Genomic DNA, 15,984 nt, shown 5'->3' on the forward strand with positions numbered 1-15,984 from the left:
AACAAACATAGCTATTGTATTCTAGTGAAGGAAAGAGAAAGGATTGGTGAGGGCTATATGGGGTATTATGACGATCATACTTCATCACGCAATCAACATAAGAAACCTAGTTGGGTAATGCCAACGATAGTAGGATTGATTCTCGGCGCAGTACTTATTGTTTTAGCACTACCAGCATTAATACAATCCGACATTCTGCCTTATGATTTGGCTATTACGGATGAGGAAGCCAACCGAGAGAATGAGGAAGCAGCAGATGAAGATACGCCAACATCCCAAAGCGTAAATGTAGACGTTACGACTCAGGTAACGGAAGTGGTGGAAAACGTTCAGGATGCAGTTGTAGGCGTAGTGAAGGTTCAGCAGGGCGGAGCCTCTGGATTATTCTCAAATGAGGAACAGCAAGGCGGTACAGGCTCCGGTGTTATTTATAAGAAGGAAGGAAACAGCTCGTATGTGGTGACAAACCACCACGTTATTCAAAATGCCTCACAAATAGAGCTGGTGTTGATGGATGAAACGAGAGTGGAAGCGTCCTTGCTTGGCAGTGACCCTTATACGGATTTAGCTGTATTAGAAGTGAAGGACAAGGATATCGGTAAAGCAATCGAACTCGGCAGCTCAGAAAATGTTAAGGTGGGGGAGCCGGCTATTGCTATCGGTAACCCGTTAGGATTACGGTTTGCTGGATCGGTCACAAAAGGGATTATTAGCGGTACCCAGCGTGCGATACCACAGGATTTAAATGGAGACGGTCGCGTTGATTGGCAGGCAGAGGTTATTCAAACGGATGCAGCGATAAATCCTGGGAACAGCGGAGGGGCGCTTATTAATATTAAGGGGCAATTGATTGGAGTAAACTCCATGAAAATCGCTCAGTCTTCTGTCGAAGGAATCGGATTTGCCATTCCGATTGATGCAGCGAAACCTATTATCGATGATCTGGAGAAGGATGGAGAAGTTACCCGTCCATTCATGGGTATCGAGGCTTACTCTCTCGCCGAGCTTGCAAGCAATGATTGGAGAGGGACATTAAATCTTCCAAACGATGTAGAAGCAGGTGTGTTTATTAATGGTGTAGAGCCTAATTCACCGGCAGCCCAGGCTGGTCTTCAGCAGTACGATGTTATTACCAAGCTTGATGGGGAACCGGTAACAAACATTGTCGACTTGCGTAAGCATCTGTACGAGAAAACACAAGTAGGCGATACCATGAGTGTTACGTTTTATCGTGAAGGGGAACAACAAGCAACAGAATTGAAGCTAACATCGCAATAAGAATAGGGAGAGCAGAGGGATGTCCCTCTGCTCTTTTGTGCGAGGGATGGAAAGGAGGAGCCGATTATGAAATTATATGTTTGTCAGGAGCACATAGAGAAAGCATTAGACGTTGTTGTGGATGAATACGAAACGTTTCCGGTAATGGAAGAAGTGAATAATGAGATATCCACAACCTGTGAATACTGTGGGGAGCGTTCTGCATATATGGTGGCGAACGCAGGTTCTAACACCAAATAAGGGAAAGTGATTGTGAATATGTGGATAACTTTGTGTATAACCTGTTCACAAGGATGGTTTCGTTGTGAATATAACAGTGTGTACAGAAGTTGTGGATAATTCATTTTTGTGCATGTGTATGTATAAGCCAATGAAGGGGCTATGGAATAAATGTAGGCCAAACAAAAAGGTAGAAGGTCACCTGATATAGTTAGGTGTCTTCTACCTTTTATATTTCTATAGTAATTGGTTTTCTTGTTTAGCCACATATATTAGCCAGATTATACTTACTCGTTTCCGTCATTCGTTTTTAGTTCTTCCCCGTTCTTGCCGGTAAATCTTAATCCCCACCCTGTTAGCGCAGAAATCAGCATCACCAATAACAGGAACCAGCCCTGGAATACATATGGGAAGATTTCAGTTGGCCCTGCGATCGGCAGGAATGGAAAATCCTCTTTAGCTCCTTTAATGGTTGCCCAGGCTAGTAATACACCACCACTCCACGGGAAGATATACCCTAAGGAAGAGGAAACGGTATCAAGAAAGTTTGCTCTTCGATAGGGATGAATATTAAATTCCTTCCCTAGCTTGCGAACAAATGGACCTGCAGTAATTTCAGCAGCAGTATTGATAGTAATAAAAACGTTTAAAAATGCTACAATTCCGAAAATGGAAAGCTCAGCTCTTCGTACTACACCTTTAATTAGTTTCAAGAAGAAGTTCTTGATTGCCTCCATTGTCCCTGCAACTTCCATTAAATGAGCTGCAGCAAGGATGAAGAGAATTAGGATGGCCATGTTGAAATATCCACCGATACCATTCATCAGTGCACCGCCAATTGCTGCCTCTCCAGCATCATCCCGGTAAATTCGAATCACCTTTGTAAGAGGTGTGCCTGTTAGGAGAATGACGCCAATGGACGCTACAATACCAAGGGTTAAGGAGGTCAGCAGATGACGTCCGGATAGCGCTAAATATAACACTAAAGCAAACGGGATAAGCATAATCAGACCTGCTGGAGATACCTGACTTTGTAATTGGGAAAGCGCCTCTGGGTTTGCCACGCCTTCACCGCCCCCGCCGATAACAATAAACAAAATAAGAGCCGGAATTGCTGCTGCAATCGAATATTTAAATCGAGAACGAACAACTCCCGGGACATCAGCCTCCTGAGTCGTAGCCGAAACTATGGTAGTATCAGATACCGGTGCAAGGTTGTCTCCAAATACCGCCCCGCTCAAAATTGCAGCCAGTAATACGACGGGATCAGCACCTAAAATAACCCCGGCTGGATACATGAGAATACCAAAGGTAGCAACGGTGCCATAGCCTGTACCAACAGCAGTAGAGAAAACAGCCGCTAGTAAGAAGGTCAACCCAACAATCAGCCCGCCCTCGAGTCCGGTTTGAAACCCAAACCAAATGAGTCCGTCTACCAAGCCGCCAGCAGCTAACAGCTTGGCAAACATACCAGCCCAGAACCAGGCTATTACGGCAATAACCCCAATAGGCTGTGCCATACCTGCAACTAGTGCTTGTGCATAATCCTTCCATAACGATTTACAGAAGAATAATCCAATAGCCACGCCAATGACCATCCCAAGCACTAATGCTTCTTCAGTCACTAATTTCATTACACTTAAGGTAATCGCCCAAATAATGAAAAATACAAGGGGAATGGTCGCTGCAAAAGGCCCACCATAAAAATCGAGGTGTGATACATCCTTTTGGCCAACTGCTTCAGACGCTTCCTGTTTCTGTTGTTTTTCTTGTTCATCCATCGTTTTCCCTCCTGAAATACATACTAGGGTGAAGCATTATAACCTACATTGTATTGCTTTCTCCCTTGCTATACAAGGTAGAAAATGGTACCTCCATCATTCATTCTTTCTTAGCAGCACCGGTCTGCTGCGCTGCTTCCATGACAGCCTTTCGAATGGCTGGGACAATATTTTCATTGAAGACACTTGGAATAATGTAATCCTCATTCAGCTCTTCCTCTTTAATAACAGAAGCAATAGCCTTTGCCGCAGCTAGCTTCATTTCCTCATTGATATCACTTGCTCGAGCATCTAACGCTCCACGGAAGATTCCAGGAAAGCATAAAACATTGTTCACCTGATTAGGATAATCGCTTCTGCCCGTTGCCATTATCCTGGCATATGGACCTGCTTCTTCTGGAGTAATCTCTGGATGGGGATTTGCTAATGCAAATAAGATAGGGTCCTTGGCCATGCTCTTCACTTGCTCCTGCTTTACAATGCCTGGTGCCGAAACACCGATAAATATATCTGCGTTACACAACACATCGGCTAAAGAACCAGATTCTTGATGAGGGTTAGTTCGTTGGGCGATATCGTTCCAGCTAGCATTGTCATAAGAACTGGAGCGAATTAATGCTCCATCCACATCTACACCGATAATATTGGCTGCACCTGCTGTTAACAGCATATTGGTGATGGCGATACCCGCAGCACCAATACCACACACTACAATTTTACATGCAGCTAGCTCTTTATCGACTATCTTTAAGGCATTCAATAACCCCGCTAAAGCAACGATGGCAGTGCCATGTTGATCATCGTGGAAAACAGGAATATCCAGCTGCTCCTTGAGCTTCTGTTCAATGTCAAAGCAAGCTGGTGAAGCGATATCCTCCAGATTAATACCGCCAAAGGTTGGACTGAGAGACGTGATAAGCTTAACAGTTTCCTCCGGAGTGGACTGCGGATGAATACAAATGGGGAATGCATCCACCCCTGCAAACTGTTTGAACAGCATCGCCTTTCCTTCCATAACGGGCATGGCAGCCTCTGGTTTTATCGTACCGAGACCGAGCACCGCCGTGCCATCGGATATGACAGCTACCGTATTTTTCTTAATGGTGAACTGAGAAGCTAACGTCACGTCTTCATCAATGGCTTCACACACCCGGGCTACTTCAGGCGTGTACACCCGAGACAGCTCTTCTCTATTATCAATCTGTACCTTAGAGGATATCGCAATCTTCCCTCCCTTGTGAACCAGAAAAGTACGGTCAGAGGTGTGCTTGATAGCGACACCAGGAAGATTATCTACTGATTGGATAATCCGATGCTGCTTAGCTTCATCGTTAATATTAATGGAAATATCACGAACGGTTATCCCTTGTCCCTCTTTAATAACATCAATCGCGACAATATCGCCTCCAGCATCGCTGACGATAGTAGCAATTTCCCCGAAGGTAGCCTGATCCTTCTGTATTTCCAGACGCAATACAATACTCATCGTTGATTTAGACATAGCTTAGTGCTCCCTTTGTAATCAGAATTATGATGTTAGAATCCCACAATCTGATTGGAATTATGAGAACTTGCTTCTGTATTACATAATAAACCTCCATTCAACGCACATTATGGATACTAATGACACGTAACGGAGGAATGATCATGACCGTTGAAGAGCATAAAGTTGAGGCGGATATAGCTACCCATAATCAAAATCCCTATGAGATAGTTCAGTCGCTTATCAAGGACTCTGTAGATACACTAGGATTAGAAGAGAGTATCTATCATATCCTGAAAAAGCCAATGAGAGTGTTAGAAGTGGCCATTCCCATTCGTAAGGATAACGGAGAGATTGTAAATTATACAGGGTATAGATCCCAGCATTTAGATATTCTAGGACCGACAAAGGGAGGGATCCGCTTCCATCCTGATGTTACCCTGGATGAGGTGAAGGCCTTAAGCATCTGGATGTCGATGAAATCCGCCATATTAGAGCTGCCGCTCGGAGGAGGAAAGGGCGGAGTCATCGTCAACCCGAAGGAGCTGAACAGTCGTGAATTAGAAGAACTAAGCAGGAGCTATATTCGAAAAATCACGCCTATTATCGGACCAAAAAAGGATATACCAGCACCCGATATGAATACAACACCGGAAATGATGGCCTGGATGATTGATGAATACGATAAGCTCGAAGGATATAACATCCCTGGTCTCATTACCGGAAAGCCTATTATTATCGGTGGCTCCCAGGGGAGGCTCGAAGCTACAGGTCGTGGGGTAATGATTACGATTCGAGAAGCGGCGAATGCCATCGATTTAGATTTATCCAGAGCGACAGCTGCCATCCAAGGCTTTGGAAATGTCGGAAGCGCAACAGCTCACTTTTTGCACGAATGTGGCGTGAAAATCGTAGCGATAACCGATGCATCAGGAGGTATTTATCACAAAGAAGGGTTAAATATCAAAGAGCTGCTTGAATTTGTAGTGGATGGGAATGTAATTGCTGATTATTCCCATTGCCAACCAATTTCTAATGAAGAAATGTTTGCTCTACCAATTGATATACTCGTTCCAGCAGCTATCGAAAATCAGATTACAGCCGAAAATGCTCCGACCATTCAGGCGAAAATAGTCGCGGAAGCAGCTAACGGCCCATCCACCCCAGAAGGAAATGATATTTTGGAAGAGAAGGGAACCTTCATCATTCCGGATATACTCTGTAATGCCGGCGGTGTCACCGTATCGTATTTTGAATGGGTACAAAACACCATGAACTATTATTGGAAGGAAGAAAAAGTGAACAAGGAGCTAGAGGAACGAATGATCGCAGGCTTTCAACGCGTATTTACGATGGGAAGAGAGAAGGGATGCGGGATGAGAAAGGCTGCCTATATGGTCGCCATCAAGCAGCTTGTCCTCGCCTTACAAGCAAGAGGCTGGTGTCAAAACGGGGACTTATCCAAAATGTAAACAAACAAGGAAGCCATTCCAACAGGAAGCTTCCTTTTATTAAGTCTATAAAGAGTGCTAGGCAAGCGGCTTACGGTTTTAGTATCATAAGGATAAACAAAATAAGTCCAAGTGAAGAAGCAGCATTCATCCACGCATTCATACTAAGAAGTAGCTGATGCTGTGGAGCAGGCAGATCTTCTGCGCCTTGATTATCAGCATGATGCACCCAAAAGTGCAGCTTTGCTGAACGAGGCGACACCAGCGTAACCATAATAACCTGAACGGCCAGATATAACACTAACGATCCAAACAACCAAAGCTGCATAAATGAACCATAATCACCAATCAACACGAGCAACAAACCGCTCACGACCGCAATCGTACCGCCGATTTTCGGAAAATACTCCAGCCGCTTCAGCAAAGCAAGCGACGCTCTTAGCTGCTCCGGAGACTGATGAGGACGAATGAGCACATGCGCATAATACGTAGGACCAATCCCAATAATCCCCGACAACACATGAACAAGCACAAAGAACGATAGCACAAATAACCTCCCCTTCCGCGCTCCATATCCACACCATACATACCTATGAAGCGAGAAGGAGAAATAACACAACGAAAAAGGGGAACAGCCTCATGAAAATAACAATCGTATCCGTAGGAAAACTAAAGGAAAAATACCTCAAACAAGGCATCGACGAATACATCAAACGCCTAGGCCCCTACGCCACCATCGACATTCAGGAGGTATCCGACGAAAAAGCACCAGAAAACCTGAGCCAAGCCCAAATGGAGGAGGTCAAACAAAAAGAGGGCGAACGAATCTTAAGCAAAATCGGACAAGACACCTACGTCATCACCCTCGAGATCGAAGGAAAACACATCACCTCCGAAAAACTAGCCGACCACCTCGACCAGCTAGCCACCTACGGCAAAAGCAAAATCGCCTTCATCATCGGCGGCTCCCTCGGCATTAGCCACGATGTCCAGAAGCGGTCTGACTTTGCCTTAAGCTTTTCAAAAATGACATTCCCTCACCAAATGATGAGGCTGATGCTATTGGAGCAGGTGTACCGGGCATTTCGGATTAATCGGGGGGAACCGTATCATAAGTGATGGTAAAGCAATATATTGAAGTAAGTATAAACAATAATCAAATAAGCAAATTGATTAATAGCTAGTGGTGAGGAAAAATATATAAGTGAGCGGATTTAAATAAAAATAGGAGGAGGAATAGAGGGTTGGGTTTAAATAGAGAAATATATAGTAAATCAGAAAACAAGAATAATCCATATGTACGTGCTGCATTATTCGAAATTTATGAAGGTAAATGTTTTTATGAGAAAACACCTATTAGGTATAGAGAGATGACAATTGATCATATTATTCCAGAAAGTTATAAGGATAAACCTGATCAACTGAAAAGAAAGTTAAATGAGAGCGGGTTACCAGAAGACTTTGATATAAATTGTCTTTATAATCTTGTCCCTACACATGGTAGTTACAATTATAAAAAAAATAATGATGTTTATCCGACATCATGGATTGTACATAGCATATATAGCGAGACCTCTAAAAAAGCAAATAAGATAAGTGATAAGATAAGTGAATTAAAAAGGAATTATAAGTTTGATAAAGATTTAGCATCTTTAAGCACATATATTGATAAATTTGAAAGTGAAAAACAACTTGAAATAATTTATAATACTTTATCAGGTGAAGGGGAATTTAATGTAGAACGGCAAGTCTATTCCGGTCAAGAAAATTTAATATATAAAAGGTCATTACCTAACGTCAAGATGAATGGACATGTACCTAATTTCCCCAATAATAAAGGGAGTTGTTTAATTACATTTAATAGCCTGCGCTTAAGAGATTGTATGATTACTTTAAATCATAACCAAATTTTAGAAGTTCTTCTAGATGGCTATAAAACACCATTAGATTTAAATTTAAGAAATTTTATTATTAAGGATAGGAATAGTTATTTTGTTCAATTAGGTAATACAAGAGTGCCATTAGATCAACCTATTTTAGAGCAACTATGCGAGATAATTGACGACTTTGCTGATATCTATATGAAAAAATTAAGGGAGAATCGGGACTTTTTTCGTAAGGATATTTTTCCTCACTCTCCGAATTCTAATGAAGTCAAATTATTAAAAGTTAGTATCCAATTATGGCAGCAAATTATGAATTATGTAAATAAGTATGATTACGAGAATGGAGATACTTCAGACCATATTTTCGATGCGACGGCTTCATTTATTAAGATACATTCAAAGGATAATAATAAATTATACGATGAAGGTCATCATGCATTTTTAATCCCTGAACAAGAAAAGCAAAGTTACATAATTCATTCAAATAATGATGTATGGATTACTTGGACTGATGACTTTTTCCTTTCAAGGGAAAATAAGAAAGAAAACTACTCGTGTAAGAGGTTTTGGTCTCCAGAATTTACATATAATTGGTTAGTAGATGAGTTAATTCCTAAAGTTATTTATGATAATTATATTAATTCGAGAAAAGATAAATTGTTTATTAAAAATAAAACAATTACTTTTGAAGAGTTTCAAAAAGAACTAGATATAAGTTCAGCGATTAAGTATAAACCAGATTATATTAAAAGAACTGATAAAAATAATACATTCTATTTCTATATAGATAAATTACAGAGATTTTATGGAAGGAATCAATATAAGGGATTTTATAGTAAATCAGAGTTAAAAGGACTATATGAAGTATTTCAACAATTATTATCTGATTCAGATATTGATGATTTACATTACATTTCAAAGAATTTACCATTTACTAAGAGTATCTCAAAAAGTGATATTTTGAAGGAAACAATTGTTTATAAAAATAGTTTAATTGATAATGTAGTTGATTCCTTTACAATTGATCTCGTTTTAAGAAATATTGTGGTTATAGTACGTGATTTGAATATTAATTTGTCTGAAGAATTCATAGATGAACAACTGGAAAAATTAAATCCTTTTATAAACCGTATGGAAGAGAGTTTTATTCAGCATGGTTTAAGTTATTACAATATATAATTAGTCCCTTCTTGATATAATGTATATATACCATTGTATAAGGTTTTACTACTAAGGCATGACACCGAAAGTGGCTATTAGGAGATAAAATCTGTTAATAAGGTCTTTAATAAAAAAATAAATGTTAAGGGAAACCAGAAGGATAGTTAGAAGATAACTTTCTGGTTTTCTTCTGTAGATGTTTAACAGCTAATAAAACATGCAGAACCGTACCATAAATAATCACTGGTGCTGCGATACTTGTAATGGCTCTTACAATACAAAGATAATTTCAAACTTTATCGTTTGACTATCTATACGACATTGTAAAATAAGTGAAAAACACTCCCCCCATAAAAAAACTGGATCACGACTCCACTGTGATCCAGCTTTTTATGTTTATTCCCTATTCTTGTTTAAAATCAATAACCATCCGTCCCTGAATTTTCCCTTGCTCCATCTCTTCAAATACATCTTGTACGTCATGTAAGCAGCGAGTTTGGACAACGGGTACGACCTTACCTTCTGCACCGAATTGGAAGGCTTCTTCTAAATCTCTGCGAGTGCCCACTAAGGAGCCGAGGACTTCAATTCCATCCAGTACGAGTCGTGGAATACTTAAATCCATGGTGTCGGATGGTAAGCCTACTGCAACTACCTTGCCGCAGGCACGAACCGCATGGACGGCTGAGTTAAAGGCTGCTTTAGAGACGGCAGTAACAACTGCGGCATGAGCTCCCCCGAGCTGTTCTTGGATAACCTCCTCCGCATCCCCTTGTGTAAGAGGGTTGATGGTTATATCAGCACCGATTTCTTTGGCTAATGATAATTTATCGTCATTTATGTCTACAGCAATTACATTGGCATTAAACACGTTTTTCGCATATTGGATAGCAAGGTTCCCTAATCCACCACAACCATATACGACAATCCATTGACCGGCTTTAATGTCAGAGACCTTGATGGCTTTATAGGTAGTGACCCCAGCGCATGTGATACTGCTCGCTTGTGCTGGATTGAGTCCCTCAGGTACTTTCACTGCATAATCAGCCGTTACGATGCATTGTTCTGCCATTCCTCCATCAACACTATATCCGGCATTCTGAACGTTTCGGCAATATGTTTCTCTGCCTGTTGTACAATACTCGCATCTTCCGCAGGCTTGGAACATCCAGGCAATACTGACTCGATCGCCAACCTTCAAGCTAGTAACATCATCCGCTACCTGAGAAACGACACCTATACCTTCATGTCCGAGAACGCGACCGTCCACCTGGCCAAAGTCGCCGGCTGCTACGTGTAGGTCCGTATGACATACGCCACAGTATTCTACATCTACTAAAGCTTCTCCGGATTTCAAAGGACGTACTTCTTTTTCAACGATCTCAACGTTTGATTTTGCTTTTGGATTAACAACAACTGCTCTCATCGTGTGATTTCCCCTTTACCAGTCTATGATTCAAAAGTTTTTTTCGCCTTCTTACCAATTTCTAGTGGTTGGCTATTATGAATTTATTATAACGCCAATACGTAAACTATACATTGTGAAATGTTGAACAAATTTTGAATTTTAGTTTCCTTTTTGGTGTTGGGGGAGAGCATAGAAAAAAAAGAGAAAAGCACTAACGGCTTTTCTCTCTAGAAAATATAGTATAGGCTTTACTTAAGAAATAGAAAATCCTTCCTCTTCCTTAACGCCATTGTTCTCTGTAAACTCATCAAGTAAAGCACGTGCTTCCTTCGTAGATTCTGTGCTCATTAGTCGATTTCTTAAGTCACTCGCTCCTCGGAATCCTCGTACGTAAATCTTAAAGAAGCGGCGAAGCGGTTTGAAGAGACGCGGCTCTAGCTCCTCTGAATATTTATCATGAAGGTCGAGCTGGAGGCGCAGGAGATCGAGCAGCTCTTCACTGTTATGCTCTTTCTTCTCCTTTTCGAAAGCGAACGGGTTATGGAAAATCCCTCGTCCAATCATCACTCCGTCTACTCCGTATTTTTCGACGAGCTCAAGCCCCTTTTGACGATCAGGGATGTCTCCATTAATGGTAAGAAGCGTATCAGGAGCCACTTCGTCACGAAGCTTCTTAATTTCCGGAATCAGCTCCCAGTGCGCATCGACCTCACTCATTTCCTTTTTCGTGCGGAGGTGGATGGAAAGGTTGACGATATCTTGTTCCAAGAGGTGCTTCAGCCAGTCGTGCCATTCCTCCACGTCGGTATAACCTAGACGGGTTTTCACACTTACAGGCAGGCCGCCTGCTTTGGCTTCTTGAATGATTTCCGCTGCTACATCGGGACGACGGATTAGACCGCAGCCTTTTCCTTTCGTTGCGATATTAGCCGCAGGACACCCCATATTAATATCGACTCCACGATATCCCATCTCCGCCATTCCGATACTCATTTGTCGGAAGTATTCCGGTTTATCTCCCCAAATATGGGCGACAATCGGTTGTTCGTCCTCCGTGAACGTCAGACGTCCTCGTAGGTTGTCTTTTCCTTTCGGATGGCAGTAGCTTTCCGTATTCGTAAATTCGGTAAAGAACACGTCAGGTCTAGCTGCTTCACTTACGACATGACGAAAAACGACATCTGTCACGGCTTCCATCGGTGCAAGAACAAAAAACGGCCGTGGCAATTCATGCCAAAAATTATCTTTCATACTATATCTGAACCCTTTCCTAAGGGAAATCAAGTTCCCCAAATTAAAAGTTAACATGCTTCTTTCTGATCCATAACTAGATTGGATTTCACTATTATATACTTTAATAGTATCAAGTGAAAAGTGCAAGGGGAGCACTCTCAAGTACCAATATATGCATGCTCACCATTTATAATCAAGCAGCCAGGCAGTAACATACAAGTGGTGAGGGATAGAGGTATATGTATATCATTTCAAAACGATTGTCTGTACATAACTTCCTCGTCCAGTGAGGAGGGGAAGGCATACATGGCTTTGTAGAAGGTCAATAGGGGGGATGTAAGGTGTGGAGGAGAATAAAATAAAAAGTCTACCTAATATAAGAAATTACTAGGTAGTCTCGAAAACATTTTTATTGGTCAAATAGTACTTCCATATCGCTAAAATGGACTGGAATGTAAAGGTGATTATAAAGGTTATTTGTTACGTTTTGGTTTAGCGTAGGTAGGAATCATCAATATCCCTACAATAAATGAAATGAATGACAGCCTGCGTATTACATCGTAATATTCACTTAGTTCGAACAGATACATGTTCATTACCATCATCGTTGCTCCTAGAATTGTCAGTATTATTCCTATTGGTTGTCTAGACAAAATAGTCACCTCCACCTCAGACATCGAAATTTATTTCTCGATTTGAATTCTAACATAAAATATGGTAATTAATTTGTTTAAACCTTCAAATAGGACTTGGGAAATAGAATGAATGACATATCAACAATATAAGGTATCATCAACTGTGTTCATATTAGGTCAAAAGACATTATATCAGTGGTTGATCACTTAAATAAAAAAAAGCTTCCCCACAAAGGAAGCTTTCTCTCACTTAAACCAGCCCTTTTCCTTAAACCGAGATATTGCTTCAATACGATTCCCGACCTCTAGCTTATCTAAGATAACGGATATATAGTTTCGAACAGTACCTGGAGTGATATAGAGCTCTTTAGAGATGTCTTTCGTGTTTTTCCCTTCGGACATAAGCTGAATAACTTGTTTTTCTCGATCCGTTAATGGGTTTTCGTGGCCATAGGCTAAATCAATAAGCTCAGGTGCGAAGATGCGCTGGCCGTCCATGATTTTTTTAATGGAGGTGGCCAGGTCTTCAATCGGACTGTCCTTTAATAAATAACCGCTGACGCCTGCTTTTTGAGCGCGTTCGAAGTAGCCTGCGCGGGCGAAGGTAGTGAGAATAATGATTTTGCAAGGAGTATCCTTTAGTTCTTCGGCAGCGTCCAGCCCGCTTTTCAGTGGCATTTCAATGTCCATAATGCATACGTCTGGCTGATACTGGTGGACTAAGGTACAAGCTTCTTCGCCATTGGTTGCTTGACCGACTACCTCCATGTCTTCCTCGAGGTCGAGTAAGGTTCCAAGCGCACCTAGCAGCATGCGCTGGTCTTCTGCAATAACTATCCGAATCACACTTATTCCTCCCTTTGCTCCTGTTTAATGACGTTTGGTACACGAATCGTCAGGATGGTTCCGTTGTTAGAGACGATATCCAGGCTGCCGTTTACGAATTCGAGTCGTTCTCGCATTCCTTGCAGGCCATGTCCCTGAAAAGAGCCTTTGTTTTCCCCGATTCCTTTCCCGTTATCAGTGACCACGATTGATACGTCTGTCTGGGTCTGATGAAGATTGATGTGACAAGTGGTAGCGTTACTATGCTTCACTATATTAGTGGCAGCTTCCTTTAAGCACATACTTAACACATTTTCTACTAATAAAGGTGTATTGTTCAGCTGTACATCTCCGTCGAAATGAAATTCCATTTCAGCTGCTTCAATGATTTGCTGGACCCGAACTAATTCGTCCTCGAGCTTGGCCCCTCTCATATTCGACACCATTTCTCGTACTTCCTTTAAGGCTGTTCGAGCGGTTTGACTAATATCCTCTACTTCTTTTATTGCGGATTGTGGTTTGACTGCTATTAATTTTCCTGCCAGGTCGCTTTTCAGGCTGATCATGGAAAGCTTTTGTCCAAGCGTATCGTGCAAATCACGAGCAATTCGTTCTCGCTCTTCAATGACCTTTAATTGGGATATCTTTTCGTTAGCATCCTCTAATTCTCCTTCTAATCGCTGCTGCTTTTGGCGATATCGTATCGTGAATGGCAGCAGAATGACGCCGATAATGCTAATAATAATAAACGGCAGCTGCGGGAATAGGGATTCATTCTGTATAAAGAATATCACTGTAATTGCTGCAAGGGTTGTAGTGAGATGAACGATATATAGGGAAAGAAACCCTGCTTTGTTTCGAATGGTTCCGATAAAAAAGGCTAAAAATAAGGCGAAGTAAATGTAACCAAATAGAATCGTCATGGATAAACTAATCGCCATCTTTATACTTATCCAAACATATACTAATCGATTATGAGAAATGAACGACAATCGATAGGCTACGAAAAATATTAGAATCATAACGATCCCAAAAATGATCTCCAGTACGGATGAGGATCGAAATATAAAAAAGAAAGGCAGTAAGCAAAAAATAATCCATATATAAGAGCTTAAACCTGTATTATTAGGGATGATTTGATACCAATGTTTCATGGAAGCCTCCACTCTGGTTTGTGTATCGTTTTTCTTTATAGTAGCATTTGTGGCTTTATAACAAAACAAACACCCATCCTGAACATAGAATGGATGCTTGCAATGTTATTTCTCTTGCATGCTCGGACTGTGACCGTGAATGAGTCGTTTGGCACGAGCAATTGCTTCTGAGTTGTTTAACAGTGGCTTTACCTCTTTAAAGGTAACGAACGTTTTATTCTTTTCGTCATACAGTCGAAATCGAATCGATTCCAAGCTAGAGGATAACGTTATGGTAGTTACTTTTTGTAGTGGTGGTGTTGATTCGTGTGCTTCCTCTAAGTTGTAATTCGGAACCCTTGGGCTTAGGTGGTGGACGTGATGGTAGCCGATACTGCCAGACACCCATTGTAGGATTTTAGGTAGCTTATAATAGGAACTTCCCTCTACGGCAGCTTTGACAAAATCCCATTCCTCTTCATATTCAAAGTAGGAATCTTCAAATTGATGCTGTACATAGAACAACCATATCCCAAGAATACCTGAGGTGTATAGGATTGGAATTTGGATGAACAACAGAGTTTCCCAGCCTAGTGTCCAAATGATTATCGTGTGTATGAGTACAACGGCGATATTAGTCCCATAGGTATTCCAGCGCTCTTTCCGCTTAATGTTCTTGTCATTAAAGCGGTTCGAAATAAGGAATAAGAGGATAGGACCTAATCCAAACATAACGAAGGGATTACGATACAAGCGATACGCCAGGCGCTGCCAGAAAGAAGATGCTAGATATTCATCTACTGTCATAACCCAGATGTCTCCTGTGCCTCTTTTATCGAGGTTTCCACTTGTGGCGTGGTGGATAGAGTGCTCACGCTTCCACTTTTCGAAGGGGAAGTGCGTAATAATACCAGTAATATTACCGGTTATTCGATTGGCTTTTTTATTCTTAAAGAAGGATTGGTGGGTACAATCGTGAAAAATAATGAAGATGCGTACGACGAATCCTCCAGCAATCATAGCCAAAGGGATTGTTAACCAAACGGATATAGCTAAGCTTTGATAAGCAAGAAACCAGAGAAAAAAGAAGGGCACTAACGTATTAATCAGTTGGCGTACTCCTGCTGTTGTGTCTGGTTTTGCAAAGGATGCTACACTCTTTTTTAGTTCTTTTTGTTTTTGTTTATCCATACTTGTACTCCTTTAGTTAGCCAGTTCGTAAAAAATCGTACCCTTATCTTATCCGATTAGAGAAAAGGTTATAAGACATAAACGTCAGGTAGTCTATATGACATTTATCATATATGTTGATGAAAATGGTGGATAAAGCTAGGTAAATTGGGTGCTGATGGATACAAGAGGGTGGTGTTGGTAAATATTAGAAATGAATAGCCGAGGGACGAACAACTAGGAGAAATGTCACCGCTTACCTAAAAATTTTATTATCATTTTTATAGGAATAAGTCTTTTCATGTGCTACAATCCTCTAGT

14 protein-coding genes are annotated in these 15,984 nt (G+C 41.2%); 5 read left to right on the forward strand and 9 right to left on the reverse strand.

Translation table 11 applies throughout. The annotated features are described in order from the left end of the window. Nucleotides 1–57 precede the first annotated feature (57 nt). Nucleotides 58–1,278, forward strand: a complete 1,221-nt coding sequence (locus tag ACFFGV_RS20505) for a S1C family serine protease (protein ID WP_377351836.1) — start codon at nt 58–60, stop codon at nt 1,276–1,278. Nucleotides 1,279–1,344: 66 nt separating this feature from the next. Beyond that, nucleotides 1,345–1,518 carry a CxxH/CxxC protein gene (locus ACFFGV_RS20510; RefSeq protein WP_377351837.1) on the forward strand — a complete coding sequence of 58 codons (174 nt, stop codon included), beginning with the start codon at nt 1,345–1,347 and terminating at the stop codon, nt 1,516–1,518. Nucleotides 1,519–1,784: 266 nt separating this feature from the next. Here ACFFGV_RS20510 and ACFFGV_RS20515 read toward each other — a convergent pair whose 3' ends face one another. After that, nucleotides 1,785–3,278, reverse strand: a complete 1,494-nt coding sequence (locus tag ACFFGV_RS20515; protein ID WP_377351838.1) for a Na+/H+ antiporter NhaC family protein — start codon at nt 3,276–3,278, stop codon at nt 1,785–1,787. A gap of 100 nt (nt 3,279–3,378) precedes the next feature. Further along, complete coding sequence (locus ACFFGV_RS20520; protein WP_377351839.1) at nt 3,379–4,779, reverse strand: NAD-dependent malic enzyme; 1,401 nt, start codon at nt 4,777–4,779, stop codon at nt 3,379–3,381. Nucleotides 4,780–4,925: 146 nt separating this feature from the next. Between ACFFGV_RS20520 and ACFFGV_RS20525 the strand changes: the two genes are divergently transcribed. Next, complete coding sequence (locus ACFFGV_RS20525) at nt 4,926–6,233, forward strand: Glu/Leu/Phe/Val family dehydrogenase (RefSeq protein WP_377351840.1); 1,308 nt, start codon at nt 4,926–4,928, stop codon at nt 6,231–6,233. A 70-nt stretch (nt 6,234–6,303) separates the two neighbouring features. Here the strand turns inward: ACFFGV_RS20525 and ACFFGV_RS20530 are convergent, their stop codons facing one another. Next, nucleotides 6,304–6,759, reverse strand: coding sequence for a DUF2269 family protein (locus tag ACFFGV_RS20530; RefSeq protein WP_377351841.1), 456 nt, complete (start codon nt 6,757–6,759; stop codon nt 6,304–6,306). Nucleotides 6,760–6,851: 92 nt separating this feature from the next. Between ACFFGV_RS20530 and rlmH the strand changes: the two genes are divergently transcribed. Beyond that, nucleotides 6,852–7,331 carry a 23S rRNA (pseudouridine(1915)-N(3))-methyltransferase RlmH gene (gene rlmH / locus ACFFGV_RS20535; protein ID WP_377351842.1) on the forward strand — a complete coding sequence of 160 codons (480 nt, stop codon included), beginning with the start codon at nt 6,852–6,854 and terminating at the stop codon, nt 7,329–7,331. A gap of 125 nt (nt 7,332–7,456) precedes the next feature. After that, nucleotides 7,457–9,277 (forward strand): HNH endonuclease, encoded by a 1,821-nt coding sequence (locus ACFFGV_RS20540; protein WP_377351843.1) that lies wholly within the window; start codon nt 7,457–7,459, stop codon nt 9,275–9,277. Nucleotides 9,278–9,662: 385 nt separating this feature from the next. Here ACFFGV_RS20540 and adhP read toward each other — a convergent pair whose 3' ends face one another. From adhP to desA, 6 genes are all read right to left on the reverse strand, one after another. After that, nucleotides 9,663–10,685: an alcohol dehydrogenase AdhP gene (adhP, locus tag ACFFGV_RS20545; RefSeq protein ID WP_377351844.1), complete on the reverse strand. Its 1,023-nt coding sequence runs from the start codon at nt 10,683–10,685 to the stop codon at nt 9,663–9,665. 234 nt (nt 10,686–10,919) lie between these two features. Beyond that, on the reverse strand, nt 10,920–11,918 hold the full coding sequence (locus ACFFGV_RS20550; RefSeq protein WP_377351845.1) for a tRNA dihydrouridine synthase: 999 nt from the start codon (nt 11,916–11,918) through the stop codon (nt 10,920–10,922). Between the two features lie 455 nt (nt 11,919–12,373). Then, nucleotides 12,374–12,553 (reverse strand): hypothetical protein, encoded by a 180-nt coding sequence (locus tag ACFFGV_RS20555; RefSeq protein ID WP_377351846.1) that lies wholly within the window; start codon nt 12,551–12,553, stop codon nt 12,374–12,376. Nucleotides 12,554–12,781: 228 nt separating this feature from the next. Then, a complete protein-coding gene (locus ACFFGV_RS20560) occupies nt 12,782–13,381 on the reverse strand; it encodes a response regulator (protein ID WP_377351847.1) in 600 nt (199 codons plus the stop codon). A gap of 2 nt (nt 13,382–13,383) precedes the next feature. Beyond that, nucleotides 13,384–14,514 (reverse strand): sensor histidine kinase, encoded by a 1,131-nt coding sequence (locus ACFFGV_RS20565; protein WP_377351848.1) that lies wholly within the window; start codon nt 14,512–14,514, stop codon nt 13,384–13,386. 105 nt (nt 14,515–14,619) lie between these two features. After that, on the reverse strand, nt 14,620–15,684 hold the full coding sequence (gene desA, locus ACFFGV_RS20570; protein ID WP_377351849.1) for a Delta(5) desaturase DesA: 1,065 nt from the start codon (nt 15,682–15,684) through the stop codon (nt 14,620–14,622). Nucleotides 15,685–15,984: the final 300 nt, after the last annotated feature.

The organism is Pontibacillus salicampi (genome assembly GCF_042434395.1).
Classification (GTDB): Bacteria; Bacillota; Bacilli; order Bacillales; family BH030062; genus Pontibacillus; species Pontibacillus salicampi.